At 58.8% G+C, this 25,370-nt stretch carries 16 protein-coding genes and 5 pseudogenes; 6 read left to right on the top strand and 15 right to left on the bottom strand.

Translation table 11 applies throughout. From position 1 onward, the window contains the following. Positions 1-6: 6 nt before the first annotated feature. Both ACQY1L_RS20900 and ACQY1L_RS20895 read right to left on the bottom strand, forming a co-directional pair. Positions 7-1,479, bottom strand: a complete 1,473-nt coding sequence (locus ACQY1L_RS20900) for an aldehyde dehydrogenase family protein (protein ID WP_156586779.1) — start codon at positions 1,477-1,479, stop codon at positions 7-9. Next, on the bottom strand, positions 1,472-3,130 hold the full coding sequence (locus ACQY1L_RS20895) for an FUSC family protein (RefSeq protein WP_430244172.1): 1,659 nt from the start codon (positions 3,128-3,130) through the stop codon (positions 1,472-1,474). The genes ACQY1L_RS20900 and ACQY1L_RS20895 overlap by 8 nt, the downstream gene beginning before the upstream one ends. Before the next feature lie 276 nt (positions 3,131-3,406). Here ACQY1L_RS20895 and ACQY1L_RS20890 point away from each other — a divergent pair, with 276 nt between their 5' ends. Beyond that, the gene (locus ACQY1L_RS20890; protein WP_430246006.1) at positions 3,407-3,985 is read left to right on the top strand and encodes a TetR/AcrR family transcriptional regulator; all 579 of its coding nucleotides are present in this window, start codon (positions 3,407-3,409) and stop codon (positions 3,983-3,985) included. Positions 3,986-5,458: 1,473 nt separating this feature from the next. On the opposite strand, the gene ACQY1L_RS20885 is transcribed toward ACQY1L_RS20890, so the two are convergent. Further along, entirely contained in the window at positions 5,459-5,830 is a 372-nt protein-coding gene (locus ACQY1L_RS20885) for a hypothetical protein (RefSeq protein ID WP_430244170.1), read from the bottom strand. Continuing rightward, positions 5,827-6,647: pseudogene (locus ACQY1L_RS20880) on the bottom strand (IS3 family transposase); the annotation flags it as partial. The gene ACQY1L_RS20885 and the pseudogene ACQY1L_RS20880, both read right to left, overlap by 4 nt. 64 nt (positions 6,648-6,711) lie before the next feature. On the opposite strand from ACQY1L_RS20880, the gene ACQY1L_RS20875 reads away from it, so the two are divergent. Further along, positions 6,712-7,764: an IS110 family transposase gene (locus ACQY1L_RS20875; RefSeq protein WP_113490001.1), complete on the top strand. Its 1,053-nt coding sequence runs from the start codon at positions 6,712-6,714 to the stop codon at positions 7,762-7,764. A gap of 238 nt (positions 7,765-8,002) precedes the next feature. On the opposite strand, the pseudogene ACQY1L_RS20870 reads toward ACQY1L_RS20875, so the two are convergent. After that, positions 8,003-8,266 (bottom strand): annotated as a pseudogene (locus ACQY1L_RS20870) (transposase); the annotation flags it as partial. Positions 8,267-8,331: 65 nt separating this feature from the next. Further along, positions 8,332-10,077 (bottom strand): annotated as a pseudogene (locus tag ACQY1L_RS20865) (hypothetical protein); the annotation flags it as partial. A 201-nt stretch (positions 10,078-10,278) separates the two neighbouring features. Between ACQY1L_RS20865 and ACQY1L_RS20860 the strand changes: the two are divergent. Both ACQY1L_RS20860 and ACQY1L_RS20855 read left to right on the top strand, forming a co-directional pair. Continuing rightward, positions 10,279-11,385 carry a Fic family protein gene (locus tag ACQY1L_RS20860; protein WP_092662592.1) on the top strand — a complete coding sequence of 369 codons (1,107 nt, stop codon included), beginning with the start codon at positions 10,279-10,281 and terminating at the stop codon, positions 11,383-11,385. Positions 11,386-12,006: 621 nt separating this feature from the next. Next, the gene (locus ACQY1L_RS20855) at positions 12,007-12,774 is read left to right on the top strand and encodes a glycosyl hydrolase 53 family protein (RefSeq protein ID WP_430244168.1); all 768 of its coding nucleotides are present in this window, start codon (positions 12,007-12,009) and stop codon (positions 12,772-12,774) included. Positions 12,775-13,012: 238 nt separating this feature from the next. Here ACQY1L_RS20855 and ACQY1L_RS20850 read toward each other — a convergent pair. The 8 genes and pseudogenes from ACQY1L_RS20850 to ACQY1L_RS20815 all read right to left on the bottom strand — a co-directional run. Continuing rightward, positions 13,013-13,174: pseudogene (locus ACQY1L_RS20850) on the bottom strand (DUF982 domain-containing protein); the annotation flags it as partial. Positions 13,175-13,599: 425 nt separating this feature from the next. Next, positions 13,600-13,848, bottom strand: coding sequence for a hypothetical protein (locus ACQY1L_RS20845; RefSeq protein WP_430244166.1), 249 nt, complete (start codon positions 13,846-13,848; stop codon positions 13,600-13,602). Positions 13,849-13,959: 111 nt separating this feature from the next. After that, positions 13,960-15,018 (bottom strand): ABC transporter ATP-binding protein, encoded by a 1,059-nt coding sequence (locus tag ACQY1L_RS20840; protein WP_430244164.1) that lies wholly within the window; start codon positions 15,016-15,018, stop codon positions 13,960-13,962. 11 nt (positions 15,019-15,029) lie between these two features. After that, a complete protein-coding gene (locus ACQY1L_RS20835) occupies positions 15,030-17,120 on the bottom strand; it encodes an ADP-ribosylglycohydrolase family protein (protein WP_062460177.1) in 2,091 nt (696 codons plus the stop codon). 12 nt (positions 17,121-17,132) lie between these two features. Continuing rightward, positions 17,133-17,966 (bottom strand): carbohydrate ABC transporter permease, encoded by an 834-nt coding sequence (locus ACQY1L_RS20830; RefSeq protein ID WP_062460175.1) that lies wholly within the window; start codon positions 17,964-17,966, stop codon positions 17,133-17,135. Further along, complete coding sequence (locus ACQY1L_RS20825; RefSeq protein ID WP_430244162.1) at positions 17,963-18,808, bottom strand: carbohydrate ABC transporter permease; 846 nt, start codon at positions 18,806-18,808, stop codon at positions 17,963-17,965. The genes ACQY1L_RS20830 and ACQY1L_RS20825 overlap by 4 nt, the downstream gene beginning before the upstream one ends. A 107-nt stretch (positions 18,809-18,915) precedes the next feature. Beyond that, positions 18,916-20,220 carry an ABC transporter substrate-binding protein gene (locus ACQY1L_RS20820; RefSeq protein ID WP_430244161.1) on the bottom strand — a complete coding sequence of 435 codons (1,305 nt, stop codon included), beginning with the start codon at positions 20,218-20,220 and terminating at the stop codon, positions 18,916-18,918. Then, a complete protein-coding gene (locus ACQY1L_RS20815; protein ID WP_092662610.1) occupies positions 20,220-21,275 on the bottom strand; it encodes a LacI family DNA-binding transcriptional regulator in 1,056 nt (351 codons plus the stop codon). Before ACQY1L_RS20815 ends, ACQY1L_RS20820 begins: the two co-directional genes overlap by 1 nt. A 380-nt stretch (positions 21,276-21,655) precedes the next feature. On the opposite strand from ACQY1L_RS20815, the pseudogene ACQY1L_RS20810 reads away from it, so the two are divergent. Further along, positions 21,656-22,551, top strand: a pseudogene (locus tag ACQY1L_RS20810) (IS110 family transposase). A 461-nt stretch (positions 22,552-23,012) separates the two neighbouring features. On the opposite strand, the gene ACQY1L_RS20805 reads toward ACQY1L_RS20810, so the two are convergent. Beyond that, positions 23,013-24,080 carry a LacI family DNA-binding transcriptional regulator gene (locus ACQY1L_RS20805; RefSeq protein WP_092662612.1) on the bottom strand — a complete coding sequence of 356 codons (1,068 nt, stop codon included), beginning with the start codon at positions 24,078-24,080 and terminating at the stop codon, positions 23,013-23,015. Between the two features lie 241 nt (positions 24,081-24,321). On the opposite strand from ACQY1L_RS20805, the gene ACQY1L_RS20800 reads away from it, so the two are divergent. Beyond that, the gene (locus ACQY1L_RS20800) at positions 24,322-25,302 is read left to right on the top strand and encodes a substrate-binding domain-containing protein (RefSeq protein ID WP_430244158.1); all 981 of its coding nucleotides are present in this window, start codon (positions 24,322-24,324) and stop codon (positions 25,300-25,302) included. Positions 25,303-25,370 lie beyond the last annotated feature (68 nt).

Raw genomic sequence — 25,370 nt, 5'->3', positions numbered from 1 at the left:
TGAGGATCAGAACGGATAGGCGCGCGGTTCTTCCTGCACGCTGATCCAGTGGTCGGTGGTCAGTTCTCGGATGATCCAGTCGCTGTTGAAGCGGCCGAGACCGCTGTTCTTCTCGCCACCGAACATCATGTTCGGGTCGTCATTGGGAGAGATGTCGTTGATGTGGGTCATGCCCCCCTCGACGCCCTTGGCGAAGCGCAGCCCGCGTGCCGCGTCCTGTGTGAACACGGCGCTGGAAAGACCGAATTCGACAGCGTTGGCCATGCGCAGAGCCTCGGCCTCGTCAGCCGCGCGGATCAGCGGAGCGATGGGACTGAACAGCTCCGTCTGTGCCAGCTCGGATTCGTTGGCGACATCGACAAAGACCTGTGGCGGCAGAACCTGTCCCGATGGCTCCTCACCCAGAACCTGACGGATGCCAGCGGCGCGGGCCTTTTCCACATGGTTGAGCGCGGCATTGAACTGTTTTTCGTTGATCAGCGGTCCGATGACCGTATCCCGCTCATTCGGATCGCCGACCTTGAGGGCGCGCGCGCGTTCGACAAAGGCTTCGACAAAACGATTGTAAAGACCCGCTTCTATGATGATGCGATTGGTGCTCATGCAGATCTGGCCCTGATGCAGGAAGCGGCCGACAATGGCACCCGAGACGGCCTGGTCGAGATCGGCATCGCCGAGCACGACGCAGGGGGCATTACCGCCAAGTTCAAGACCGACACGCTTCAGGGTCGGTCCCGTCATCGCCAGCTCGCCGATGCGCTTGCCGACGCGGGTGGAGCCGGTGAAGGAAATGAACTTTGGAACAGGATGCAGGGTGAAGGGATCGCCGATCTCCTTCACATCGCCGATGACGACATTCAGCAGACCCGGCGGCAACCCGGCCTCCTCGTAAATGCTGGCGAGCAGCAGACCGCCGGTGACCGGCGTGTCCTCGGCAGGCTTGACCACGACGCCGTTGCCAACGGCAAGCGCTGGCGCAATCGAGCGGTTTGACAGATGCAACGGGAAGTTCCAGGGGCTGATGACGCCGACGACGCCCAGCGGCTGGCGATAGACCCGGCTTTCCTTGCCGGGGATGTCGATCGGCAGGATGCGTCCCGCCACGCGCGCAGGCATGGTCGCAGCTGCGAGTGTGCAGGCACGAACTGCCGCCCATTCCATCTCGGCCTTGATCCGGGTGCTACCGGATTCGGCGATCAGCCAGTTGACGATCTCCGCATGACGGCGGTCGATGACATCGACGGCGCGATACATGACCGTTGCCCGTTCTCCCGGGAGGAGCCGCGCCCAATCAAGTTGAGCCTCCTCCGCCGCAAGAAATGCCTCGTCGAGATCGCAGCGATTGGCGCAGGCGATCTCGGTCAAGACCTGGCCGTCGTACGGGTTAGTATCGGCAAGCGCCGTTCGCGCGCTTCCAGATCGCCATTGGCCGGCGATATACTGGCCTGCGAACTGGCTCGGGTTCTGGGTATCAGGCATTGCACTTCCTCCTTGTGTTCGAAGTAATGAGGGCATCGAGCGCGACGCTGGCTTCCAGAGCTGCCACTCGTGCGGAATGGGAATTGAGGCTTCTGGCATCGGCCGCCGATGCCAGACACGCCTGCGCCGCGGTGAACAACGGGCCGTCCGGGGCGGCGGCATCGAGAAGCCGCACAAATGTGCTGCGCAGCGCTTCGTGACGGGACCGAGAGGAGGCCCGGTCGGGGCTACGGGCGATAAGAGCCGTCAGGTGGACGATCCGGCGAGCCATCAGCCCGCAGCGCACCGCCGGCGTCGACGGAAGGACCAGCCAGAACATCGTCACGGCGATGAAGACACCTGACACGATTGCCACCGCCTCCGGCAACGCAATCTCGGCCGTCACGGGCGCTGAACCCGGCTGGGCTGTCAGCAGGAACGTCATGGCCATGTCGATGGCCATCTTACCGGTCGCCGACTGACGCATCAGCCAGGCGGAGACCAGCAGGAAAGGCGTAATGCAGACGAGCATCGGTAGCAGAAGGCCATCGGCCTGCGGCAGCAGGAACAGTCGTGTCAGCAATCCGGCCGCCGCGCCGGCAAGCGTGCCGATCATGACCTGGATCACCATGTGATTGCCGTGGTCGTGACTGGAGAAAAGCGAGGTGAACAACACGGCCGTCATTGCCATCATCGCACCGGCCTGCCAGCCGGACGCCAGCCAGATGATGGCGGCAAGCGCCAGTGCGAGAACAGGCCGCCCGGCAGCTCTAACCGCCTCCACGGGATTGAAGTCAAAACGGAAATGGCTCCATGCCGTTTGCCGGTCAGGCTCCAATGCCTGTACTAGATCTCCGAGGGCGTTCGCCAATGCCGGCCGGTCACCCAGGACGGCGTTTCCAGCCAGCGACCGCACGCGTTGAAGCGGATCGTCCTGTTTTTCGTCGGCTGCGGTGACCCCGCCCTGGCCTGATCGGGCCAGCGCAACAAGTTCCAGCAACACACCGGAGATATGGCGCAGGCGAAGCGCGTCGAACCGACGACGGAGTGATCCGGCCGCGTAGTCATCGATAGCGCGATCGAATGTGCCGATTTCGGCCACGAGTGTGGGATCCGTGTTCAGTCGTTGCTCGGCAGGCTCGCTCTCAACCAATCGCAGCACACGGTCCAGAAGGCTTCTGGCGTGCGTCCCGGCGTTCGTATGTTTCAAAGGCAGGGCCCGGAAAGACAGGAGCGTTGAGCAGGCAATGCCGATCAGCGTGCACAGGACGCGGTCCTGCGCCAACACAGCATCGGCATGCCCGTCACTGAGGCCGAACAGGACGACGATCCCTGCCGTATAGCCGGCCAGGACAAACCCATAATTGCGGAAGTGCCGGAAGATGGTTCCAAGCCCGGCGCAAAGTGCAAGCCAGAATGCCAGGACTGTCAGGGCAATTGGCAGGTCGTGCGCCCATGATATCAGGATCAGCGCCCCGGCGACGGCACCCCAGATCGTACCAGTCAGGCGCGCGAGGCTTCGCTCGATGAGAAGGCCGCGTGTCGGCTGCGCGACGAGCCAGACGGTCATAGCTGCCCACCAGGGATGGTGGATGCCGAGAAGGTGAGCGGAGGTGAGCGCCAGAAGCGCAGCCACCGTCGTGCGGATGGCGAACGTGAGGGGGCGATGCACCGGTGCGTTTGGAGGAGAAATCGTCGGTCGAGTTGTCGCGTATGAGGGTGTGCCGCCGACGTTGCCAGCACATTCAAAATCTCCAACCGGTCGATACCCGACATCCATTGAAATATCTCATACTTGAACGATACCGTTTAGATATAGAGCCGCGCCTTGCCCTTTGTCAATATTCCTGTACGATATCGTTTAGTTATAGGGCCGCCGAGTGGCACGGTCGCGCTAATGAGAAGGTCAAGGATGCGACGGAAGACCGAGGATCGGCGGTTGGGCTTTGTGAAAGCCGCCGGAAAATTGTTTATCGAAAAGGGGTTCGGCGCCGTCACGATGGAGGCTGTGGCCGCCGAAGCTTCAGCATCCAAAGCCACGCTCTATGGATATTTTCCCAGCAAGGAGGCTCTCTTCGAAGCGTTCGTCAATGAGGCCGGCGTGGGCGGGATTGAGGAGATCGAGGCGGCAAAAGGTGGTCAGGATACTGTCCAGATCCTTCGCCAGCTTGGGATGGCTTATCTCGATTTGGTGACGCGCCCGGACGTGGTCGAAGCCAATCGCCTGATCATGGGGGAAGCCGGCCGCCAGCCTCAGCTCAGCCGGATCTTCTATAAGAACGGTCCACGAAAGGTACTGATCGCGATCAGTGAGACGATCGCCGGCTTGATGGATTCTGGCGAGTTGAAACGATCCGATCTCCGCGACACAAGCCTGTACTTCAAGGCTCTCTGCGAAGCAGGTCTTGTCGAGCGTCAGCTATGGGGTCTGGACGGCGTACCGGATCGAGCGGCTCGCCTGTCCGCAGTCGAGAAGGCAACTGACGTATTCCTCGCGGCTTTCGCCGCGAGGAAACATATCCGATAGAATCAGATAGGTGTGCCCTGCCGTCTTTCATCCGATCGCTTTATTCATCGCAGGCGAAGCCTGTATCAGTTGGCCTTGGCGTAGAGTTTTTTCTGGTGATCTCGCCAGGCCAATATCGTCGAGGTGTACGATGTCAAGCTAATGACGCGAAAACCCACAGCGAAGCCGTTCCTGGAGGCGCAAGACGTGGATTGCGCTTGCCTTTTCCCAGAAGGTCCGCTTCGCATGGATCACTCTCGGGGTCGCTGTGGGAAACTCGAACTGATCAACGAGGCCTGTCACAACCGATCTCTCGAAGGCTGGCTAGCTCTCCCGTGGAACGGCTCCGAACTGCAGCATGACATTGGGCGCGACATAGCCGGATCTCGAACCGATGGCGTTGTATTCGATATACAGCTGTCGGCTTCGATCCGGATCTCTACCGAAGGTGACTGCGCTGGTTCGCACGCGGAACCGAACCGGCTCAGTTCCGCGTGCAAACCAACAGGCTGGAGGCAATTGCGACATGAGTTCGCTCGGGCAGTGGCAAGGCTACCCTCTTAGTGCGCCAGCAGGATTGGCAGATTCGCGGCATGCAACATCTGCCTGGTGGTGCTGCCGAGGAGCCACTCAATGAACTCGGAATGACGGAAGGCGCCGCTCACTAGCAGCATTTGCTTCTTCGACGATCCGCGTACCGAGGTCGATGCCGTCCTTCCGCGACAGGGAGCGCATATCCGGTTCGGGGCCGGATTCAGCCAGTAATCGGGCAAAACCTAGGGCGACATCGTCATTCTCGCCAATCTGGATTGCGGTTACGCGGTCCGCCATCCGAGCCCGGGAGATGCGCCCTCTATCGCATGACGCGCCTGCTCACTGTCGCTGAGACCGATGGCGATATGAGAAAATCGCGTTCGCTTTCCACGTCGCCAACCTGCAGGCATAACGATGACGGGGCGGCGTGCCTCGAACACGCAGGCGTGGAGTGCGTCACCGGCATCCATGTTGGAACCTGTTCCCAGGTCAGGGCAACCACGTCGGCGGCCTGTGCCGCGCGCCGCACGCTCTCCTCTTCGGCGCCGGTAACCGCCACATCCGCGGCAGGCGTCAGCCTGTGGCCGCGAAGGCAGCGGCCATCGCGGCAAGGCAATTCGGTTGGAAGGGAGGGAATCTCATCGAGATTGCCACTACGCAGCACACTAAATGCTGGCTTGCTGCCGCTCCTCCTCCGCCATGGTTCGCGTTGCCACGAGGTGTATGTTCCTCCTGAACCACAGACATTTCGTTGGGGCGTCAGCATAAGCGCTCTAATGAAACACGAATGTCGAGCATCCGCAGCCGCTCTTTGGAAGTGGGCGACCTTCGGTTAATGTCTGATTCTCTGTTCGGGAGAGAGCAAGCGCCCCCCGAGCGCGTCCCGGATGTCTTGTAGATCGACACCATCTCCAATGCGGATATATGTAGGCGTGTAACGACACAATTCGACGATGCGGGTCACACGGCAACCTGCAAAGAATGTCGGTATCGGTGGTTGCCTGCCCCCGCAACCAACAAAACGTGTAAATTCGACCATTCCCCCTCACGCTCGGCGAGCAAGGCTTCGCAGCGGTGCAGGAATTTTGTCTTGTCGGCAAGTGACTTGAACTCTCCAGCAGAACGTATGCGGGCGAACTCCGAAGATTGTTGGTGCCGCAGGTCACAGGAGACCTCACGCCAGGCTTCCTGGGCGGCCAGAATCGCGGCGAGGCGACCGTGAATGGTCAGTTCCGCCGTCTTGCCACCCGACGATGGCGCGATGACCACCTGACCTGAGACCCAACTCCCCTCCAGTTTTCGAGAGAGTCTTGGTTTTCGATCTGGCCTCATGCGGCCTGTTTTTCCATAGCCATTTTCATTGCGAACTCTCTGGGTGTGATGTTGCCCAGCGACGAGTGGGGTCTGTTCCTGTTGTAATCCTCCTTCCATGCGGTGATGGCGGCGCGGGCCTGGGTGAGTGACGAGAACAGGGTCTCGTTGAGGCACTCAAGCTTTCGACGAAGCCGTTTTGCATCGGCTTGCCGGGGGCGATGTAGTGCCATTCGACCTTTGTCTCCTGGCACCATTTGAGGATGGCCATGCTGGTCATCTCCGTGCCGTTGTCCGAGACAATCGTCTTCGGCTTCCCCCGTCTGACGATAAGGGTGTCCAACTCGGGGGCAAGCCGAGCGCCCGACAGAGATGTGTCGGCGACCAGGCACAGGCATTCGCGGGTGAAATCGTCGACAACCGCCAGCACCCGGAAGCGGCGACCGTCGGTGAAGGCATCGCTGATGAAGTCCAAACTCCAGCGCTCGTTGGGGCGTGACGGCAGAGCCAGGGGGCGTCTTGTCCCCAAGGCCCGCTTTCGGCCGCCGCGCTTGCGCACCGTCAGCTTCTCCTCCCGATAGAGACGTCGAAGCTTCTTCAGGTTCATGACGATCCCCTGACGGTCGAGCATCACGTGGATGCGGCGATAACCGAAGCGTCGGCGCTCCGACGCCACTTTCTTCATTGCCTCCCGAATAGTCGCATCGTCAGGCCGCACGCTGCGGTATCGCATGCTCGACCGATCTCACGACAGAACCTCGCACGCCCGACGCTGGCTCACCCCATGCTGCGCACAGACATGAGCCACCACATCCCGCTTCACATCGGGCGTCACCATTAATGGGATGGTCCGCCTCGTCCTCCCGTAGCATTATGAGGCTGTCAAACCGAAGGAGGTTGCAATGCCACAACTCAATGTGCCGCGTTCAGCGGCTGTCTACGGAATTGATATCGGTAAGAACATCTTCCACGTCGTCGGTCTCGGAAGCGATGGCGTGCCAGTTCAGAAGGTTCGTTTCCGACGCGATACGCTGCTACAGTTCTTCGAGCGCGCAGCGCCGGCGATCGTGGGAATGGAATCTTGCGCTGGCTCTCAATGGATTGCCAGGAAGATAAAGGCTCTGGGACATAAGGTGCGCTTGATCCCGGCGCAATTTGTGAAGCCCTACGTAAAATCGAACAAGACCGACATCATCGATGCGGAGGCGATCGCTGAGGCAGCTACGCGACCAACGATGCGGTTTGCAGCACTCAAGAGCGAGGAACAAGCCGATCTTCAGGCTTTGCACAGGGTACGAGACCAGATGATCGGAACGCGCACCCGGCTGATCAATCAGATGCGAGCCTTTTGCCTCGAATACGGGATCGCGCTGCGTCAGGGCGCAGGTCTGTTCAAGCTCGACCTGCCACAGGTTCTCGAAGACAAATCGAACGACCTTTCGTCGGCGATGCGTAAGCTGCTCGCAGATCTGTTTGCCGATCTACGCCAATTGGAACAACGTATCGGTGACGTCACACGCGAGATCGAAGCCATAGCCAGTCGAGAGGATGTGGCTCGACGGCTCATGACGATCCCCGGCATCGGAGCATTGGGGGCGACTGCACTTCTTGCTGCGATTGGCAACGGTCGGCAATTCCAAAAAGCCCGCGATCTGGCTGCGTGGCTTGGCCTCGTGCCGCGAGAATACTCGACCGGCGGAAAGCAAAAGCTTCTCGGCATCAGCAAGCGAGGAAACCGCTATGTTCGCAAACTTCTCGTGCATGGCGCACGATCATGCTTTCGGCATCTCGACCGAACACGGGATCGACTGGGGAACTGGCTGGATGGCCTTCAAGCCCGGATGCACCCAAACAAAGCTGTCGTCGCACTTGCCGCAAAAATGGCCCGGATTGTCTGGGTCGTCCTGACCAAGCCTGGAGCACTCTACGAACGCAGAGACCCTGCCTTCACCTGAAGCTCCAAGCTCGATTGCAAGGCTCGGGAATAGTGATGACGAAACAGTGGATCAACATGCCGTAAGTCCTGTGCAAAAAAGCGGGCTTCGTGCCCGAACCATTTATTGGGAACGGCGTGTGCGGATCTCATCATGGCCTGGCTGCAACCGCAGCCCACTCGCGAGAGGCCGGATACATTTATGCAACTGGAATCGTCATTTGCGATGTCGCGAACCCTTGCACGGACGGGGCGGACCATACATTTTTTGACGCGACATCCTTCAGGATCGCATTGTCCAGCATGGCCTCGGCCAAGAGCTTCTTCAGCTTGGCGTTCTCGTCCTCGAGCGCCTTCAGCTTGCGGGCATCGGACACGTCCATGCCGCCATACTTCGCCTTGTATTTGTAGAAGGTTGCGTCCGAGATGCCGTGCTTGCGGCAGACGTCAACTGTCTTCGCACCCGCCTCCTGCTCCTTCAATATCCCGATGATCTGTTCTTCCGTGAACCGTGAACGCTTCATTCGTCCGTCTCCTCGTTGTGACGGACTCTACCAAAATCTGGTGGAAGTTTAGGGTCTCAGGTCAGTCTGAGCCCAAGGTGTAGGCCCAGCCGAAGCAATAGGAATGATCTAACGGCTTCGGCGGCCGGTCGTGGATATCTCTTCTCATCCGGCATGTGTCTCACGATCTCGTCCGTGGTCTTACGATATTCCGCCAGCGGGCTGTCCGCTTCAAGTACACACATGATCGGTTCAAATGGATCGCGATGCACGCGCATCACTCACTGGATCTCCTTGGAACGGTTAGCGGCATGTCGGTGAAACGCATCACAGGCGCCATGCCAATCGCGAGCCGCGAAATCGATTTCTTCCTGCTCAATCAAGCCCGCAATGGGCCTGACATTCCGAAGCAGCTCCGGATGCTGCCGGATCCAACCGACTTCCGCGCGAGATAGGGCTTGGGCGACCATCAGCATGTCTTCTTCCCACTTGGTGTAGAAGCCACGTCTCTGTTCCCGCCACTGCAGATACCAGTCCCAAACGCCAGGGAAGACGAGAAGGCCGAAGCTTAACTGGCTGACTGGCACACCGAAACCCTTCACGACACCGTTTGGCGAGGCAGCAAGCGCACCAAACATCAAGCCGAGGTGCTCAATCTTCTGGGAGGCCGTTTCTTCACCCCAGACGCCGTTCCGTTGGAACCCAATCGCCGTCAGCGTCGAAGTCTTGAAGCGGATGCGATCATCCATTTCCGTGGCAAGTCTCGGCGGTGCGTCGACAATGCCGGAGAGCAGATCAGGGTCATCAAGTTCTGCGGCAACGTTTTGATTGGTGCCGGCCGCCGATGCCAATGACCGAGAGGAAAGAAAACTGCTGCCATAGGTGACGCCGGGAAATCGGATGGCATATCGCTGCTTGCTGGCCGCCGCCTGATAGCGGCGATATTCCGTAGAGCCGGAAATGATCACCCGGCGCACCCAATCGAGGATCTCCTCGCGCTTGGTAAAGGGCAGGCTGTTGAAGTCTTCGGGCAGGTGCAGTGAAATCCGTCGACGCTCAGCTGGGCTGATGTCACCGAGATCGTGACCATACAGCGAGCGTGCCTGATGCGGCAGTTTCTCTTTGAAATATCCCTCTGAAAGTCGATAGCGTCGCTCGATGCGGCGGAGGATGTTGAAACTGGCAAGAGATCGGGGCACGCGCTCTCCGTGGATCCAGGATAGCAGCGTCTTGTTGTTGAAAGTCTCATTCAGATGAACAACGGCGCGGTAAAGCTGCCAATAGGTGTCGCCGAACCGACGCATATGGTAGACTAATGCGTCCTGAAAGCTCGCGGGATCTTCTGTCGCTTAAAATAGTGCTTCTGGGAAAGGGCTTATCGGTTTTGGTGCTGGGCCGGGCGATGTTGACGCAGACCGGACAAAGGTGCCAGCGATCGCCGCGCGTTGTGGCTGTCGGGCTGAGCGTGCGGAAGCTGCCGTCTTGGCGGGCGTCATTCTACCCGTGCTAACTGTCGGCTTTGGTGGTCGTCGTTCTTCGGTAGCTGGTGGTGCGCCGAGCCAGCGGATGATTGCATCCAAGCCTGGCCGGACCTGCTTTTTGAGTTCTGCCGTTAACTCGGCTTCGATCCCACAGGCCTGACCGATCATCTTCCAGTCGATATGGCCATTCAGAAGCGGGGGCGATTTGCGGTAGATGATCAAACTGGCCAGATAGGGCCGTATATTTTCGAACACCCGCCTGGATGCGACTGGAGCGATACGAAGCTCGCAGAATTCCGAAATTTTTCGCTGAAAATGTCGTGATGAAAGGTCGTGTTTGGTCATGCTCATTCCTTTTCGCTCGGCACCAGTGCCGAGGGCGAGCGGAAATAGGGGGCGCCCATTAACAAAATATGTTTAGGGCAAGAGGTTAGCTGTCGATCGCTGCTTCTTGAATGGAGAGATGCAGATTGTGGTGCTGAGCAATAGACGGGCTTGCAATAGCTCATTTCCAGCGATAATTATGAGCTATAGAGAGGGATTCTATAACTCATGAAATGGAACTGGCAAAACACTGACTGGCCAAACTTCAGATACGACACCGCAAGCCTGATATCGTTGGAGCAGAAATTCTTGCAGTCCGCCGGCGAGGTTATCGGTGCTGTTCGACATTTCAACGATGACGACAGCAACCAACTTCGTATTGAGTTGCTGAGCGACGAAGCGGTCAAGACCTCAGAGATTGAGGGGGAATTTCTGGACCGCGTGAGTGTCCAGTCATCACTCCGCCGGCAGTTCGGGCTAAACACTGATGATAGACAGATCCGCCCCCAAGAGCGGGGGATCGCCGAGATGATGGCGGATGTCTATCGAAGTTGGCATAGGCCGCTGTGTCATGAGGGACTGTTCCACTGGCATTCAATGCTGATGGCCGGAAACCGATATATTGAAACGGTTGGTGCTTACCGCACGCATGAAGACGCCATGCAGATTGTATCGGGTCGATTGGACAAACCCACTATCCACTTCGAGGCTCCCCCATCTCGCCAGGTTGCCGCTGAGATGGAGACCTTCAGCACATGGTTCAATCAATCCGGGCCAGATGGTCAAACGTCGCTTCAAGCTTTGACGCGCGCCGCAGTAGGACACCTTTACTTTGAAAGCATACATCCATTTGAGGATGGCAACGGCCGAATTGGACGCGCGCTCGCCGAGAAATCCCTAGCGCAAAACATAGGGCAGCCAAGCCTCATTTCACTCGCCTTCACAATCGAGAAGCGCCGGAAGGCCTATTACTCAGAGCTTGAGCGGCACCAGCGCACGCTTGATATCACCGACTGGGTCATTTTCTTTTCAGAAACTATCCTGGATGCTCAACAGGCGACGCTTGAGCGCGTAGATTTCTTCATCCAGAAAGCAAAGTTCTATGATCGTTTTCGGGACAAGCTGAACGAGCGGCAAGAAAAGGTAGTCGCGCGCATCTTCAAGGAAGGCACGGCTGGCTTCAAGGGAGGTCTAAGTGCCGAAAACTATATCTCGATCACAGATACATCCCGCGCTACAGCAACACGCGACCTTCAGCAACTCGTGGAGATCGGTGCACTGACCCGTACGGGTGAACGTCGGCATACTCGGTACTCACTGTCATTGCAGAAATAATTCGCTACCACTCCAATGAACACCACCAAAGTCATTATCTAGGCGAACGGCTGTTCAAGTCCTTTCAAGTCGTCGAAGAAGAGCGTAGCCGTTAGCCTGAGACTGGGTCTCTTTCAAAGGCATACTGATGCCGCAGTTCTCGTGCTAGACGTCATGACTAGAGACGTCATTGCATGATCAAAGTTTCTGCCGCTTTCAGCCGTTGCGCGGTTTACTTCGACACATTCATAAGCGCCTGGACGGTTCTCCCTATTCGGAGTTGGATTGCTGCTCGGCTCCACTCCCGAAAGCGTCACAATTGGGGTCCAGAGGTGGGCAATGACATGACGGGCACCGATGGTACCACCTCATGTTCTCAATTCTGGAAATCTACTAACTTCTGGATGGGAGTTCTGCGTTACACTTATTCCTACACAACGCCAGGATGATACTGGCAAAAAAGGGTGCATGCTGCAATCGCAACTTAGTCTTCTTGCTCCTAAGCCTCTTTTCAAAAGTCAAATGATCGCGGGTTTTGAGTGCGGACTGGTCAACTGCGGTCGACACGATTTGCTTATGACAACGCGGCACACGCCATCAAAATCTATGCGGCAGCATTATCGGATAGTGCGAGAGCATGGGATGGCGACGATCCGCGACGGTCTTGTGCCAGGCCATCGCATTGTCGAGCGTCTACGGGCAGCCCAGGCGGCTGAGACTGAGAGCATTTGGGACCTGTCTCACTATCATCGAAACCCTGATCCAGCTTCATGGGCGACGTTGGTCGCGGAAGCTGCCTTGTCGCTGTCGCCGGACACGCACCTGTGGCTATGTCCAGTCAACGAACCTTCGCTTTATCCAGCGCTTACTGGGATGCCCCGCCACGAGGCTGTGGAGATGGCGGTTGAGATGACTCGTGTCGCGCGCGACTATCATCCTAACGTCGGAATTTTGACCAATGATCCCATCGCTGGGGTTGGCGAACGCCAGTTCCAATCGACCGACGGGATCGTGTCTGCCGTCGATGTAGACGTCGTCGGCATAAACTATTATCCGCACACGGCGCGGACGGTCTTGTCAAAAGTGTTGATGAAGACATGGCGTCGGTACGGTAAGCCAATCATGGTATCGGAGACCAGTTGGCACGATTTTCACCCCGACCACCATTCTCGACACCCGGGGTTCAATAAAGGCAGTTGGCTGCAACATGTTGTCGATCAGGTTGAGATTGCTCGCTTTCGAGGTGTCGAAGTCGTTGGCATTTGGTGGTACCCGATCGTTGACCTTCCACCGTGGCACGCCCCGCGCTCACGAGACCGGTGGAGCCACGGGTTGATAAAATCCGATCTTACAGTGGACCCAGCCCTCTCTGCTGAGCTTACGGCGATGCGTCTCCGGCTAGCTGGTTAAAAACATGGCCGTCCCTCTCGGTCGCCGACATTTTCACGGACGCACTGCGCCTTTTCAAGTATTTCGGTGACGTGAAGTGGTGTCCTACTTGTGATGTGAAAACCATGTCACGGCTCGTGTCTATGAAACCTTCGATGACCAGATGGCTCACTCGCTGCGATAGATGCCGTCGATAGTGGGCCACCGCAACCATCGCTGTGTTCTCTTACCCAATTGAGGGCGGCGGCCGAGGATACTGCTAAAACCTATGCCAAAACGAACGCTTCCAGCGCAGCACCGATAAATGCGTCTCTGGCAATCCGGCGGATAGTTTGCCGCCAACCGCCATACTGCATAGTCGTTTTGCTTCGTCGTAACGCGGGCCATGCTCGGCTGGCCAACGATTGTTGAGAGCTTCGAATCCTTCCCAGGGCCTCTAATGGCATCAGAAATACCCGTTCCGATTCGAACCGAAACGGCCTTGCTCCATTGAATGGACATGGTTTTCCTTGGATTGTGGTACGTAACGTTGAATATGATCGCAGCTTCGCGACGAGTCATCGGCTCCGAGACCTGGGGGCCTGAGACGAAAGCCTCTTACCGCCGTATTGTTCCATTCGTCTTGTGAACGTCGACCGAGTCAGACGCGTCGTAACTGTTTTCCATCGCCCTATTCCACGAGGCACGACCAAATACCGACATTCGGCCATCCGACAATGCAATCTACAGCCGACATCTACGGATCGGGCAACGTTAATGGGCGCTTCCTGATGAAGCCGTACCGCATGGACGATGTGTTCACGGCTTTCACGAACATAATCTAGTCCAACGCACCCGATGTCGACTTCAGGCAGGCTCTTTGACCCCGAGCGTCAATGACAGAGCGTGGGACAAGCTATCAATCGACATCGGCTTGTTGACGACCGGCACATCTGAAAACCGCAGAGGAACGTCGGCGCCGTCGCTATAGCCCGTTGCGAACTTAAACGGGATGCCCCGCCGGATGAGTTCGTCTGCAACGGCTTCAGACGTTTCCTGCCCAAGGTTGAAGTCGAGGATGGCGAGATCAGGCAGGGCGACCGTGATCATTTCCATGGCCTGAGATACCCGTGCCGCGGTCATGACGTCAGCGCATGAAAGTTCCAGATGCATCTTAAAGCCGCACACGGTCATTGTAAGGCGAGAGCTGTTGACCATCAACTCGTCCTAACCAATACGCCTTCCTGATTCCTCATCAAAGAGATGGATTGCGCCCCGTGAGAGGGACAGCTTCTGACGGCTGCCGACGTCGAATTGAGGCCGGTTGCGAAGAACGACGGAGATTGAATCTCCGTCCATCAGCATCTCCAGGAATGTCTCAGATCCGGTCGGCTCGATGTTTGTCACCGTGGCTTCCAGACCGGTCTCGGCGCCGATATCGATTTCCTCCGGGCGCTTGCCGACGAGGATCTTCTGACCGGGCCGGGCGTCTGCCGGGGCTCGGATGCCCGTAGGGCGGCGGCCTGCAAGGACGAGGCCGCCATCGGCGACGACAGCCGGGAACAGGTTCATGGCCGGCGAACCGATAAACTGCGCGACGAAAGCATTGGCGGGCCGATCGTAAAGTTCAAGCGGGGTGCCGACCTGTTCGATCCGCCCGCTCTGCATCACCACGATCCTGTCGGCCATGGTCATGGCCTCGATCTGATCGTGGGTGACGTAGACCATTGTCGTGCGAAGCCGACGATGAAGCGACTTGATCTCGCCCCTCATATGCACCCGTAGCTTGGCATCCAGGTTGGACAAGGGCTCGTCAAACAGGAAGACCTGTGGATCGCGCACGATCGAGCGGCCCATGGCGACGCGTTGCCGCTGGCCACCCGAGAGGGCCTTCGGCTTGCGTTCCAAAAGAGGTACGAGGCCGAGGATTTCGGCCGCCTCCCGTACCCGCCTCGACTTCTCTTCCTTGCTGGCACCGGCAAGGGTCATGGAGAAGGCCATGTTCTCTTCCACCGTCATATGGGGATAGAGGGCGTAGTTCTGAAAGACCATCGAGATGTCGCGGCTCTTTGGCGGCAGGTCGTTGACGACCCGGTTGCCGATCGAGATCGTACCGCCGGAGATGTCTTCTAGGCCTGCGATCATGCGCAGGAGCGTGGACTTGCCACAGCCCGACGGCCCCACCAGGACCACGAATTCGCCGTCGGCGATCTCCGCGTCGATCCCGTGAACCACTTCCAGGCTGCCGTAGGTCTTGACGACCTTGCTGATCGTGACGTTCCCCATGATGCGTTCTCCTAGGCTGCCCGGATACGGATACGGGTCGACGACAAGGCGCCCTCGTAGATCTCCATGCCGGCTGCGCCGCCGGCAAAGGCGTCATCCTGCGCCTCGAGCGTGACTTCGCCGACGGTAACGCTCAGGCGATCGCCCTTGGCTGTAGCAACCATGGTGAACGCTGTCTCGAAGGCCGTTTCAAGCGGCACGGACGCAAGGATGGTCTCGTCGGCATCGCGACGTCGGACGACTTGAAGCTCGCCCTGGCGCGTGACACGTGCCGCGTAATAGCGCCGTTGTCCTTCCGCCCGCAGGACAAGGCCACCGTAGTCGCCCAGGTGCAGCATCAGGTCCGCCTCGACGGCATAGTCCGTCCAGTCGCGTGTTCCCTGCAGGATGATGCCGGAACCACGGTTCTGGCTGATCCGGATATCCTGCGGAAAGTGCTTCGAGAAGAAATGGACGTTGGAAACCCAAGCCCGCCGCCAGAAATCGCCCGCACCCTGCGGCCGGCGGAATGTGACATCCGGGCATCCGTCCCAGGTCAGTGCGGAGAGAAGAATACGCCCGTCGGCGCGTCCATCGCGCGAGACAAGCACCACGCCAACCTCGGCGATCGGCTGGTAGCCCGTTTCCGGCACGACCCATTCGAGCGTAACCGTTTCTCCCGCCGACAGTAGCTTGCCCATCGGCATGTCAATGTCCGCCAGAGTGTCGTCGCTCGTGTAGTGCCGGATACGAAGCTTCGCTTCGACCGTCCCTCTGTTCGCCTTATCGGCGTGGACATGGGCGCGAAGTATCTGCCCGGCGTGAAGGCGCGGGCTCGCCATAAGGTCGTAGGTTCGCATCTTGAGGACGTCGTGGGGTATGAAGACCGGCGTCGTGGTTGCTGCCTCGCGGCCCGGAGCGAGCGCCTTGAAGTCGATCGCAAGCGCCGTATCGTTACCGCTCACCCTCAGATCGTCCACCGCAATCTGGCTCGGCTGCGGACGGAAACCCTGAACGGAACCGGGAAGCGAGAAATGAAACTTCGCGCCGTCCTTGGGTGCCGGTTGGGCCGGGATGCCTGCAAGTTTGCGGCCGAGATTGGCAAGCCAGAGCGAGATATCGACCGCATCAGTGATCGAACGGCCGCCATCTGCCGAGGAGATATACAGGCGGTCGGCAACGGGTCCCCGCCAGTCGGGACCGGCCTCGAGCCCTTCAAGTCCAAGCATGATGCCGTGAAGGCAACCAAGGTTGCCAGCGTTGCAGTCTGTGTCCCAGCCGGATGTGTTGACGATCATCTGCCCGCGCTGGAAGTCGTGCGGCGCGTGGAGCAGCGCCATGATCATCAATGCATGGTTCGGCACCACATGGCAGTTGCCCGGGTATTTGTCGTAGCCGTACGTATCCTCGATCTTCTGTCGCGTGGCTTCCCAGTCCTCGTTGCCCGATGTCCAGGCGCGGATGTCGGCGACAAGCTTGGCGATCAGGCTGTCCTTTGGAATGTAGGACAGACCCGTATCGAGGAGATGATCGACATCCTTGCTGAGAAAGGCCTCCGCCTCCATGGCTGCCCAGAGGACGGCCGCATTGACAGATTCTCCGTCATGGCTGACCGAGCCGGCGGCACGAGCCAGTTTCGCGGCCTGGGCCGGGTTTCCCGGCGAGACCAGTGCCCAGCCGTCAATGAAAATCTGCGCACCGATCTGTTCTGCCACAGTGGCGCCGTTGGTCTCGATCGAGCCTGAGGCCGGTGCGGGTATGCCGCGCGCCAAATTGAGCCAGGCCGTGTGTTCGGTCGAATTTCCAGCGCCGCCCCACCAGAGGATCGAGCGCTCCTCGATGATGTAATTCAACCAGGCCTTGCCGATATCTTCCGCGGAGAGATCCGGCGAGATGCCATAGTCGTCGAGCGCTCTGGGGAAGGTGAACGTGCCGGCGATATCGTCGTCGGTCACCACCAGTGGGTCGCCGAGCCGCTCGTGGACGTAATAGGTGATCGGGCCGAGCTTCTCGAGGATGTCCTTGTAGCGCCAGTTCTCGAAGGGACGGCCGAGATAGACGCCGATGAGCTTGCCGAGGACGCCCGCGTATACGCGGTTGGTGTAGTCGGTGGGAATGGACATGTTATGCTCCTGTTAGCCTTTCACCGAGCCGCCAGCCATGCCGTCGATGAAACGGCGCTGCAGCAGGACGAAGAGGACGACAATGGGAAGGACGATAATGAGGGCGGCGGCCATGATGACGCCCCAGTCGGACGCGTACTGGCCGGAGAGAAGAAAGAACGAGACGACAGCCGTCAGCTGATCCTGTCCCTGCAGGAAGGTGGTCGCGATCAGAAACTCGTTCCACGAATAGAGGCCGATGATGAGCGCGACGGTAAGGATGCCGGGCGAGACGATTGGCAGAAAGACCCTGGTAAAGACCTGCCAGTGGGTTGCGCCATCGATCAGCGCGGCTTCCTCCAGCTCCTTCGGCACCGCGAGGAAATAGGTTCGCAACAGCATGATCGCGAAGGGGGAGTAGACCGCCGTGTAGATGAAGGCGACGGCAATGGGATTGTTGATCAGGCCGAAGCGGGCAAAGCCGAAATAGAGCGGGAACAAGAACAGCTGGATCGGCGCCGTCGTACTGGCCAGCAGGTAGAAGGTCAGGATCTTCCACGTCTTGATCTTGCGTCGGGCAAGAACGTATGCCGTCAGCGAACCGGTCGCACAGACAAGGACGATGGTCATGGCCGTGAGAACGGCCGAATTGAAGAGTGTGCGACCGAAATTCGCGTCGCTCCAGGCTCGCGTGAAATTGTCCCATCGCAGGTGCGTAGGCCAGGCTAGCGGGTTCTGGACGATCTCCGCCGAAGGTTTGACGGCGTTGAGCACCATCAGGGCTATTGGGAAGAGCGTGATGATCAGCAACACAGCCAGCGTGATGTGGACCATCCACTGCGTAAGTCGGCTTTCGGTCATGTTCATTGATCGAACTCCCTGGCCTGGACGCGGATATAGACGACAGTGGCTGCAAGGCCGAACAGGCTGATGACGACGGAAATTGCAGCAGCCTTGCCGACGGCGAGGTCGTAAAACGCTGACCGGTAGGCGAAGGTGGACAGCACTTCGGAGGAATAGGCGGGACCTCCCTGCGTCAGGATGTAGACGAAGTCGAACACGAGGAAGGACCAGATCACGGTCATGATCATCATCAGGGTGATCGTCGGCATGATGCCGGGCAGAAGCACGTAACGGATCGTCTGGAAAAATGTGGCGCCTTCAACCCGTGCGGCCTCGATCTGTTCGGAGGGGACTTGCCGGAGCGCCGCAAAAAAGATGACGCATAGAAACCCCCACCAATGCCATAGATCGACAACGGCGATGCCGTAAAGCGCGCTGGAGGTTTCCGTCAGTGGGTTCACGACATCCATGCCGTAGCGTTGGAGGAGGCCCGTAATGCCCGTGACGGGGGAGTAGATCATGCCTTGCCACACGCGGCCCGTGATCGCCGTCGCGATAATGACGGGGAGAAAATATATGACCTGAAAGAAATTTGCGGTCCGCCTCGCAACGAGCATCATGGTTGCGGCGAGGAGCCCCATCGTGATGGGAACAACGAGAAATATGATCGTCCAGACCACGTTGTTGGTCAGCGCGGTCCAGAAGACGCTATCGTCCCAGAGTGTGCGGAAATTGTCGAGGCCGACGAAGATCGGATCGCTGATGCCGTCCCACTCGAAAAAGGCGAGCAAGACCGTCATCAGCGCGGGTATGGCGATGATGACGATATTGATGATCAACGTCGGCAAGACATAGAGACGGTGCATGAGGTTGTACCTTTCGAAACCGACCAGTCCGCCGGCTCCCACTGCGTGATGGGGGAGCCGGTTCGCGCGCACCGTGGTCGGCGTGCGGCGGTTCGGGATGACGAGGATCAGCGTGCCGGGACGGCGGGCACCTTTCCGGCTTTCTTTTCCTTCTGGAAGGACGCGTCCAGCTTGGTGAGGAAGTCCCGCGTCGTGCTCTTCTTCAGCCACACCTCCTCGATGCCGTTGATCAGGTAGCTGTCCGTCGCTGGCGGCAGAAAGGTCCAGGTCGTGTAGCCGTAGTCACCGTCGTTGACGGCGGCAGTCAGGGTCTTCATCGTTTCAGTGAAGAGCGGGGTGACCTCGCTCGCCATCTTCACGGTGGAGATGTCTTTCAAGGGAATGTTCCATTCACCCTGCCAGGCGGAGTTCATGGTCCCGTAGACCTCGGGTGAAAACACGTAGTTGATCACCGCTGCAGCGCCGTCCGGGTTTTTTGCCCGCGTTGCGATGGAGAAAGTGGAGCCGATGCCGAGGGGGAAGACGGGATCGCCGCTGGCACTCGGGAAGCCCACGAAGCCGGCCTCCGTTCCTGCCTTCTTGCCGTAGCTCGCGACATTCTGGAATTGCCAGGTGCCGGTCGGCATCATGCCGGCGCGACCGGACGCCATCATGTCGGCCGCCTGCTCGCTGCTTGTCAGCGAGAAGTAGTTCTTGCCGAAATAGCCCTTCTGCCACCAGCCGTCGAGCCGGTCGATGGCCTTGACGAAGGGTTCGGACGTCCAGGGCAGCTCGCCGCGCAGCGCCTTGTTCATGTTCTCCGGGCCGGCGACCGCATTGAGAGCAAGCGTCACGAACCATTCGTTGGCGCCGCGCCAGTCGGCATTGCCGGCTGCAAAGGGCGTTACACCTGCCTTGAGCATGGCGTCGGCCAGCGTCTCCAGTTCATCGAGCGTCTTGGGTGCCTGCCAGCCGTTTTTCTCGAACAGAGTCTTGTTGTAGAATAGGCCGACTGTTTCGTACGTCTTCGGCAGCGCATAGATCTTGCCGTTATACTGGCCCATCTTCAGGAAGACCGGGAGAATGCGGTCTTGCCATTTGAACTTGGCGGCATAGTCGTCGAGTGCCATGAGTTGGCCGGACTGGGCCATGGGCGCGACATAGCTCGGGCCTGCGGTGTAGACGACATCGGGACCGTTGCCGGAGAGCATGGCGACGCGCAACTGCTTGTCGAGCTCACTGCCGCGATAGTCGACGCCCAGAGCGCTGTCCGGATGCGCGGCGTTAAAGGGCGCTATGATGTTCTCCTGGATAAGTTTCTGTTGCTCCGGCGTGGCCTGTTCATACCACCAGGATACGCCTCCCTGGCTGAACGCTGCATGTGCGGTGCCGAGCAGCAGCATAGCTGCGATGGCAAGTGAACTCTTCCTCATCAAGTTTTCCTCCCTGTTTTGATCTGGTGGCATTGGGGCTGTCGGGGTGCGGCAACGGAAGCCCGGATGATCAATTCGAATGGCATTTCCTCGGTTCGACCAGGATCGATGTGCCCGCTGGCAAGACGCGTAAGCATGCAATCCGCAGCGCGCGCTCCCATTCGATCCTGGAATTGTGCGACCGTCGTGAGCGCAGGCGTGACAAGAGCAGATGCCAGAATGTCGTCGAAGCCTGCCACCGATACGTCAGCGGGGATGGAAAGGCCGTTTGCGATGAGACTTTGCATGACCCCGATTGCCATGAGATCGTTCGCAGCGATGATCGCGGTGACAGGGCGGCCGGTGGCCAAAAGGTCATCTGCAGCCTTGCGGCCGCCGTCGACCGTGAAGTGAGACGCCTCCAAGGCGATTGGTTCTGCCCCGATTGCTTCCATTGCGTTGAGATAGCCTCTCAGGCGAACCTGCTGTGGGCCACCCGGCGCTGCGATCATTGCGATCGCACGATGGCCGAGGTCTCCAAGGTGTGTCGTTAGCGCATGCGCAGCGGCTTCGTTGTCTATGAAGAGATCGTCGATCGGCAGCGGTCCGCCGGATTTGCGGCTGGCCTCGATCCGCACGACTGGGATACCCGCCCTTTCAAGCGGGGCGAGGTCTTTTGCTCCGAGTCTGAAGAAAACGCCGACGATGCCGTCGAAGCGCCCCTGTTGCGCGGCCGCCACCACCTGTCTTTCGTTGGTCAACTCACCTTCCGTGTCGATGGTGATGACTTCGTAGCCGGCGGCACGAACAACCCGTTGCACTGCGACAACGAGACAAGGATAAAAGGGGTTGGCAAGATCCGGGACAACGCAGGCAATAACATAGGTGCGACTTGTTCTCAGCGCCTGGGCAAAGCGGTTTGGCTGGTAACCTAGGTCCGCAATAGCCGTTTCTACACGCTCAGCCGTTTCTGTGGTGACCTTATCGCGACCACCATTCAAGACAAGAGAAACTGTAGCTTGTGCGACGCCTGCTCGTTCAGCGACCTGCCGTTGGGTAACTCTACGATCCCGCATGATCTCCTCCGTTGATACGTAGCAACACTAATTGCTACGTAATAAATGGTCAATATTTAGGACTAAAAAACACCCGTTGACCTCTACACATCGCCGAAGCCAAGCGCAGCGATTTTATCGCGAGCGATAGAAAGGGACGATTCGACAGGGTTACGACAATGCTTGTGTGGGGAGGGAGGGGCAGGGCGCCCTTTTGTAACTTCCCAAAAGCTGCATTCAGAGCTGTAATGCCTGATGCGGTGGCGGATGGGAGACCGAGAGCCCTTTGGGACATCAAGCCCGTGGGAGAGCAAGGGTCTCCGTCCGCCGTTCCATCGAATCCGAACAGTCGCCAGGGCCGCTTGCACAGGCAAAGTCCGTTTAGGCAAGGATGGGATAAGATGGATATCGTGGTAGGGATTGATGTGTCGAAGGATGGCCTGGATGTGGCCGTGGCGCCGTCAGGTGGGGTCTTCGAGTTGGCCAACACGCAAGCCGGCATCGACGATCTGGTGCAGCGCTTGCAGCCGATCGGCGTCCACATGGTGGCGCTCGAAGCCACCGGCGGCTTCGAGACAGCGGCCGTTGCCGGACTGTCCGCAGCCGGGTTTGCCGTTGTCGTGGTCAACCCAGCCCAGGTGCGCGCCTATGCCAATGCGCTCGGCCGACGGGCCAAGACCGACGCCATCGATGCGGCGGTGATCGCCGCCTATGTGCTGGCGACCAGGCCCGAGCTTCGGCGCTCGTGGCCCGCAGGCGACAAATCGTCCAGATGATCGTGGCCGAAGAGAACCGGGAACGCATGGCGTTCGCGAAACAGGCACAGAAGAGCATCAAGCGTCTTCTCGTGGCTCTCCGGCGCGAGCTCGAAAGCCTCGACAAGGACCTCGACGACCACATCCGCAAGTCGCCCGTCTGGCGGGTGCGCGAGACGCTGCTCACCTCCGTGCCAGGCGTTGGGCCGGCGACGGCGCGCACGCTTCTCGCCGAGATGCCGGAACTGGGCAGCCTCGACCGGCGGCAGATCGCGTCCCTCGCGGGGCTTGCCCCCTGGACCCGACAATCGGGCACGTGGAAAGGCAAGAGCTTCATCGGCGGAGGTCGGGCCAAGGTGCGGGCCGTGCTTTTCATGGCCGCTCTCGTTGCCAGCCGACACAACCCAACCCTCAAGGCCTTCCGAGACCGTCTTGTCGCTGCCGGCAAACCCAAGATCGTCGCCGTCGTCGCCACCATGCGCAAACTGCTCACCATCCTCAACGCCATCATCAGGGACGGAAAACCATGGCAAAACGCTTGACTGTCAAGTCAGTCGCTTGTTGGAGAGCCGTTTGCGTCAGACAATTGAATTTTCCAGTTCCTTTGAGAGTGTCGGCTGAAGGACAGTGGAAAACCGCGGGCATGGGGGAGATGAAATCGGACATCTTCACAGGCGGGCCTCGTCGCTCAGTCGAACGGGCATATCGCGCAACAGCCATTAAGGCTGGAGCGGGAACATGCCTTTCGATCATTTCGGAATCCGGCACAACGGCCTCCCGCCGCGTTGTGCGGATTGCAGGCCAAGGCCTGCGGCCGAGTTATAAATCGAGGGCACGAAAATTTTCAAGGTGTAAATTAGAGGCGGATGATTGAGGCACCCAAGTCGTACGGATCGGCTAGAGCTGCCATCATTGGAAGCACCTTGGAACTCCCAGTCAGCTTTTCGGCAATACAGGCGGATTTGTGGATAGGCATCAACTACCGGACGATCCCCTTCTTTGGCTAAACGGATGCGACGCTGTCCTTCAACTCATCCAGTGGTCCTTCGAGGGCCGTCCGTGGGAGCACAAGCTGAGGCTCGATCAGGACAATGCGGGGCGCATCTTTCGTTGTGTCCACAAGCTCAAAACCTTTTTCGAGCATGTCCGTAATATTCGGTCTGATCATGTAGACGGGAAACGGCAGGAAGGATCCGAAGGGGTCATAGTCAAAACAGCCAACGACGATATCGCCGAAGGCTTCGCCATCGTGCTTGCCCATGAAGCGAAGCAAACCCTCGAAATTGATCGACGAATTGATGAAGAAGCAGCGCGGCAGTCGTCCGTGGCGCTCATAGAAGCGTTCGAAGGCAAGCGCGGTCATGCTGGGCGAATAGCCGGTGCTTTCCATGTCGTCGCCTGTAGAGGGCCCCAGGATCTCCGCTTTCGCAGCATGGAAGCCGATGGTGCGCTCGCGGCTGGCGTGATCGTCGCGACCGCCAAACATATAGACATCATCCGGATTGAGAGGCCCCGCTTGCTGGGCGTGCCGGATGATCGCCGAGGTCAGCGTCCTCGCACCCTGCCTGTTATCGGAAATGACCGAAGAGGCCAGTGTGCCCGGCAGGTCGATATTGACATGGGGTACTCCCGCCCGAACGCAAACGTTATGAACGCCGTCCGGATCGGTTGCCCCGACAATGAAAAGCGAATCGATGGAATAGGCGACGAGCTGCTCGACAGTCCGGCGCTCCTCGTCCGGATCACGGCGACCTGCGACCACGAGCGGCAACAGGCCGCGTGTGCGGGCCTGCAATTCAAATGTTTGCGCCATGGAGGAGAAGAAGCGCGTATCATAGACCGGCAGAAGCAATCCCGCCAATCCCGACCGCGAACTCCTGAGCGCCCTGGCCTGCTGGTTGGCGGTGTAGTCATGTTCCTCTGCCAAGGAGATGATCTTTTTGGCGGTCTCCTCCGAAATGCGGCGCTTGCGCCATGTGCCGTTCAGGACAGCACTCACCGTCGAAGCCGATGCGCCTGATTTGACCGAAAGGTCGTAAATCGTTGCTTTCCTCTGTTCCTTTTCAGTCATGCCTGAATCACCCCTTACATCTTGCATGTTGTAAATGGCAGACCCTCTTGACGAAAGCCCGCTTGGTGATATTGTGCCTGCACCATCGATTGTGCAACGTAGAAATATCGATTGTGCCGGTGGTTCGCTTGAGGAGCGACGAGGGAGGAGCCTGTATCAGGCACAGGAAATTCGACCGCTGGGCACGAGCTCTTGCAGGCAGGCATTTTCGCGTCAGGGATATTCTAAGGAGGAGGACCCCATGAAGAAACTTATTTCAGTTGCGCTTGGCATTTCGCTGGCGCTGTTCGCATCGACGGCATCATTTGCTGCCGAAACAAAAATCGGCGTTGTCGTGAAGATCGGTGGCATTCCATGGTTCAACGCCATGGAGGCAGGCATCAAGGAGCGGAGCGCAAAGCTCGGGGTCAATGGTTTCATGGTGGGTCCCACCAGTGCCGACCCGGCCCTGCAGGTTCGCGCCATCGAAGACCTGATCGCTCAGAAGGTCGACTTTATCGGCGTAGTTCCCAACGATGCCAAAGTGTTGGAGCCGGTTCTGAAGAAGGCTCAGGCCGCTGGCATTAAGATCATCACCCATGAATCGCCCAAGCAGGCGGGTGCAGACTGGGATTTCGAGCTGGCGTCCGCGAAGGGCTTCGGCGAAGCGCATGGCAAGCCTCTTGCCGAGAAGATGGGCGGCAAGGGCTCCTATGCCGTTTTCGTTGGCTCGCTGACAGTGCCTTTGCATAACGCCTGGGCCGATGCGGCGATCGCTTATATAAAGGCCAATTATCCGAACATGAAGCTGGTGGGGGATCGTTACGGCGTTGCCGAAGATCTCGACAAGAGCCGTTCTACGGCGCTTGACCTCATGTCGGCCAATCCCGATCTTGCCGGCTTCATGGCGTTCGGTTCGCAGGGTCCGATCGGCGCTGGCCGAGCCGTGGAAGAGCGTCGCAAGGATGGCAAGATCTTCGTTGTGGGACCTTTCTCGCCGGGACAGGGCGCCAAGTTGATCAAGAGCGGCGCATTGACGGGCGGCTTCATGTGGAACCCGAAGCAGGCCGGCGAAGTCTTCGTGACCCTTGCCGACCGCATTACCAAGGGCCAGACACCGGCTGCCGGTGAGACCATCGAAGGCCTCGGCACCATCACGCCAGATGGTAACACAATCGTCGTCGATCAGCTTTTGAAGATCGACAAGGAAAGCATCGATAAGCTGGTTTCCATGGGGCTCTGATCCTCCCGGAGCCTGAGGGCTGCGCGGGCGGCAACGTCCGCGTGGCCCACTTCTTTCAAAAAATGCAA

The organism is Neorhizobium sp. DAR64862/K0K3, assembly GCF_050500185.1.
Taxonomy (GTDB): Bacteria; Pseudomonadota; Alphaproteobacteria; order Rhizobiales; family Rhizobiaceae; genus Neorhizobium; species Neorhizobium soli.
Note: the sequence above shows the minus strand (reverse complement) of the source record. Positions and strands in the feature narration are given on the sequence as shown.

Bases quoted from the DNA above. Each gene is read 5' to 3' on its own strand.
- ACQY1L_RS20860 (WP_092662592.1), top strand. From the start codon at position 10,279: ATGAAATGGAACTGGCAAAACACTGACTGGCCAAACTTCAGATACGAC.
- ACQY1L_RS20855 (WP_430244168.1), top strand. From the start codon at position 12,007: ATGGCGACGATCCGCGACGGTCTTGTGCCAGGCCATCGCATTGTCGAG.
- ACQY1L_RS20885 (WP_430244170.1), bottom strand. From the start codon at position 5,830: ATGAGGCCAGATCGAAAACCAAGACTCTCTCGAAAACTGGAGGGGAGT.
- ACQY1L_RS20900 (WP_156586779.1), bottom strand. From the start codon at position 1,479: ATGCCTGATACCCAGAACCCGAGCCAGTTCGCAGGCCAGTATATCGCC.
- ACQY1L_RS20830 (WP_062460175.1), bottom strand. From the start codon at position 17,966: ATGAACATGACCGAAAGCCGACTTACGCAGTGGATGGTCCACATCACG.
- ACQY1L_RS20805 (WP_092662612.1), bottom strand. From the start codon at position 24,080: ATGACTGAAAAGGAACAGAGGAAAGCAACGATTTACGACCTTTCGGTC.
- ACQY1L_RS20820 (WP_430244161.1), bottom strand. From the start codon at position 20,220: ATGAGGAAGAGTTCACTTGCCATCGCAGCTATGCTGCTGCTCGGCACC.
- ACQY1L_RS20845 (WP_430244166.1), bottom strand. From the start codon at position 13,848: ATGGAAATGATCACGGTCGCCCTGCCTGATCTCGCCATCCTCGACTTC.
- ACQY1L_RS20815 (WP_092662610.1), bottom strand. From the start codon at position 21,275: ATGCGGGATCGTAGAGTTACCCAACGGCAGGTCGCTGAACGAGCAGGC.
- ACQY1L_RS20875 (WP_113490001.1), top strand. From the start codon at position 6,712: ATGCCACAACTCAATGTGCCGCGTTCAGCGGCTGTCTACGGAATTGAT.
- ACQY1L_RS20835 (WP_062460177.1), bottom strand. From the start codon at position 17,120: ATGTCCATTCCCACCGACTACACCAACCGCGTATACGCGGGCGTCCTC.
- ACQY1L_RS20825 (WP_430244162.1), bottom strand. From the start codon at position 18,808: ATGCACCGTCTCTATGTCTTGCCGACGTTGATCATCAATATCGTCATC.
- ACQY1L_RS20840 (WP_430244164.1), bottom strand. From the start codon at position 15,018: ATGGGGAACGTCACGATCAGCAAGGTCGTCAAGACCTACGGCAGCCTG.
- ACQY1L_RS20800 (WP_430244158.1), top strand. From the start codon at position 24,322: ATGAAGAAACTTATTTCAGTTGCGCTTGGCATTTCGCTGGCGCTGTTC.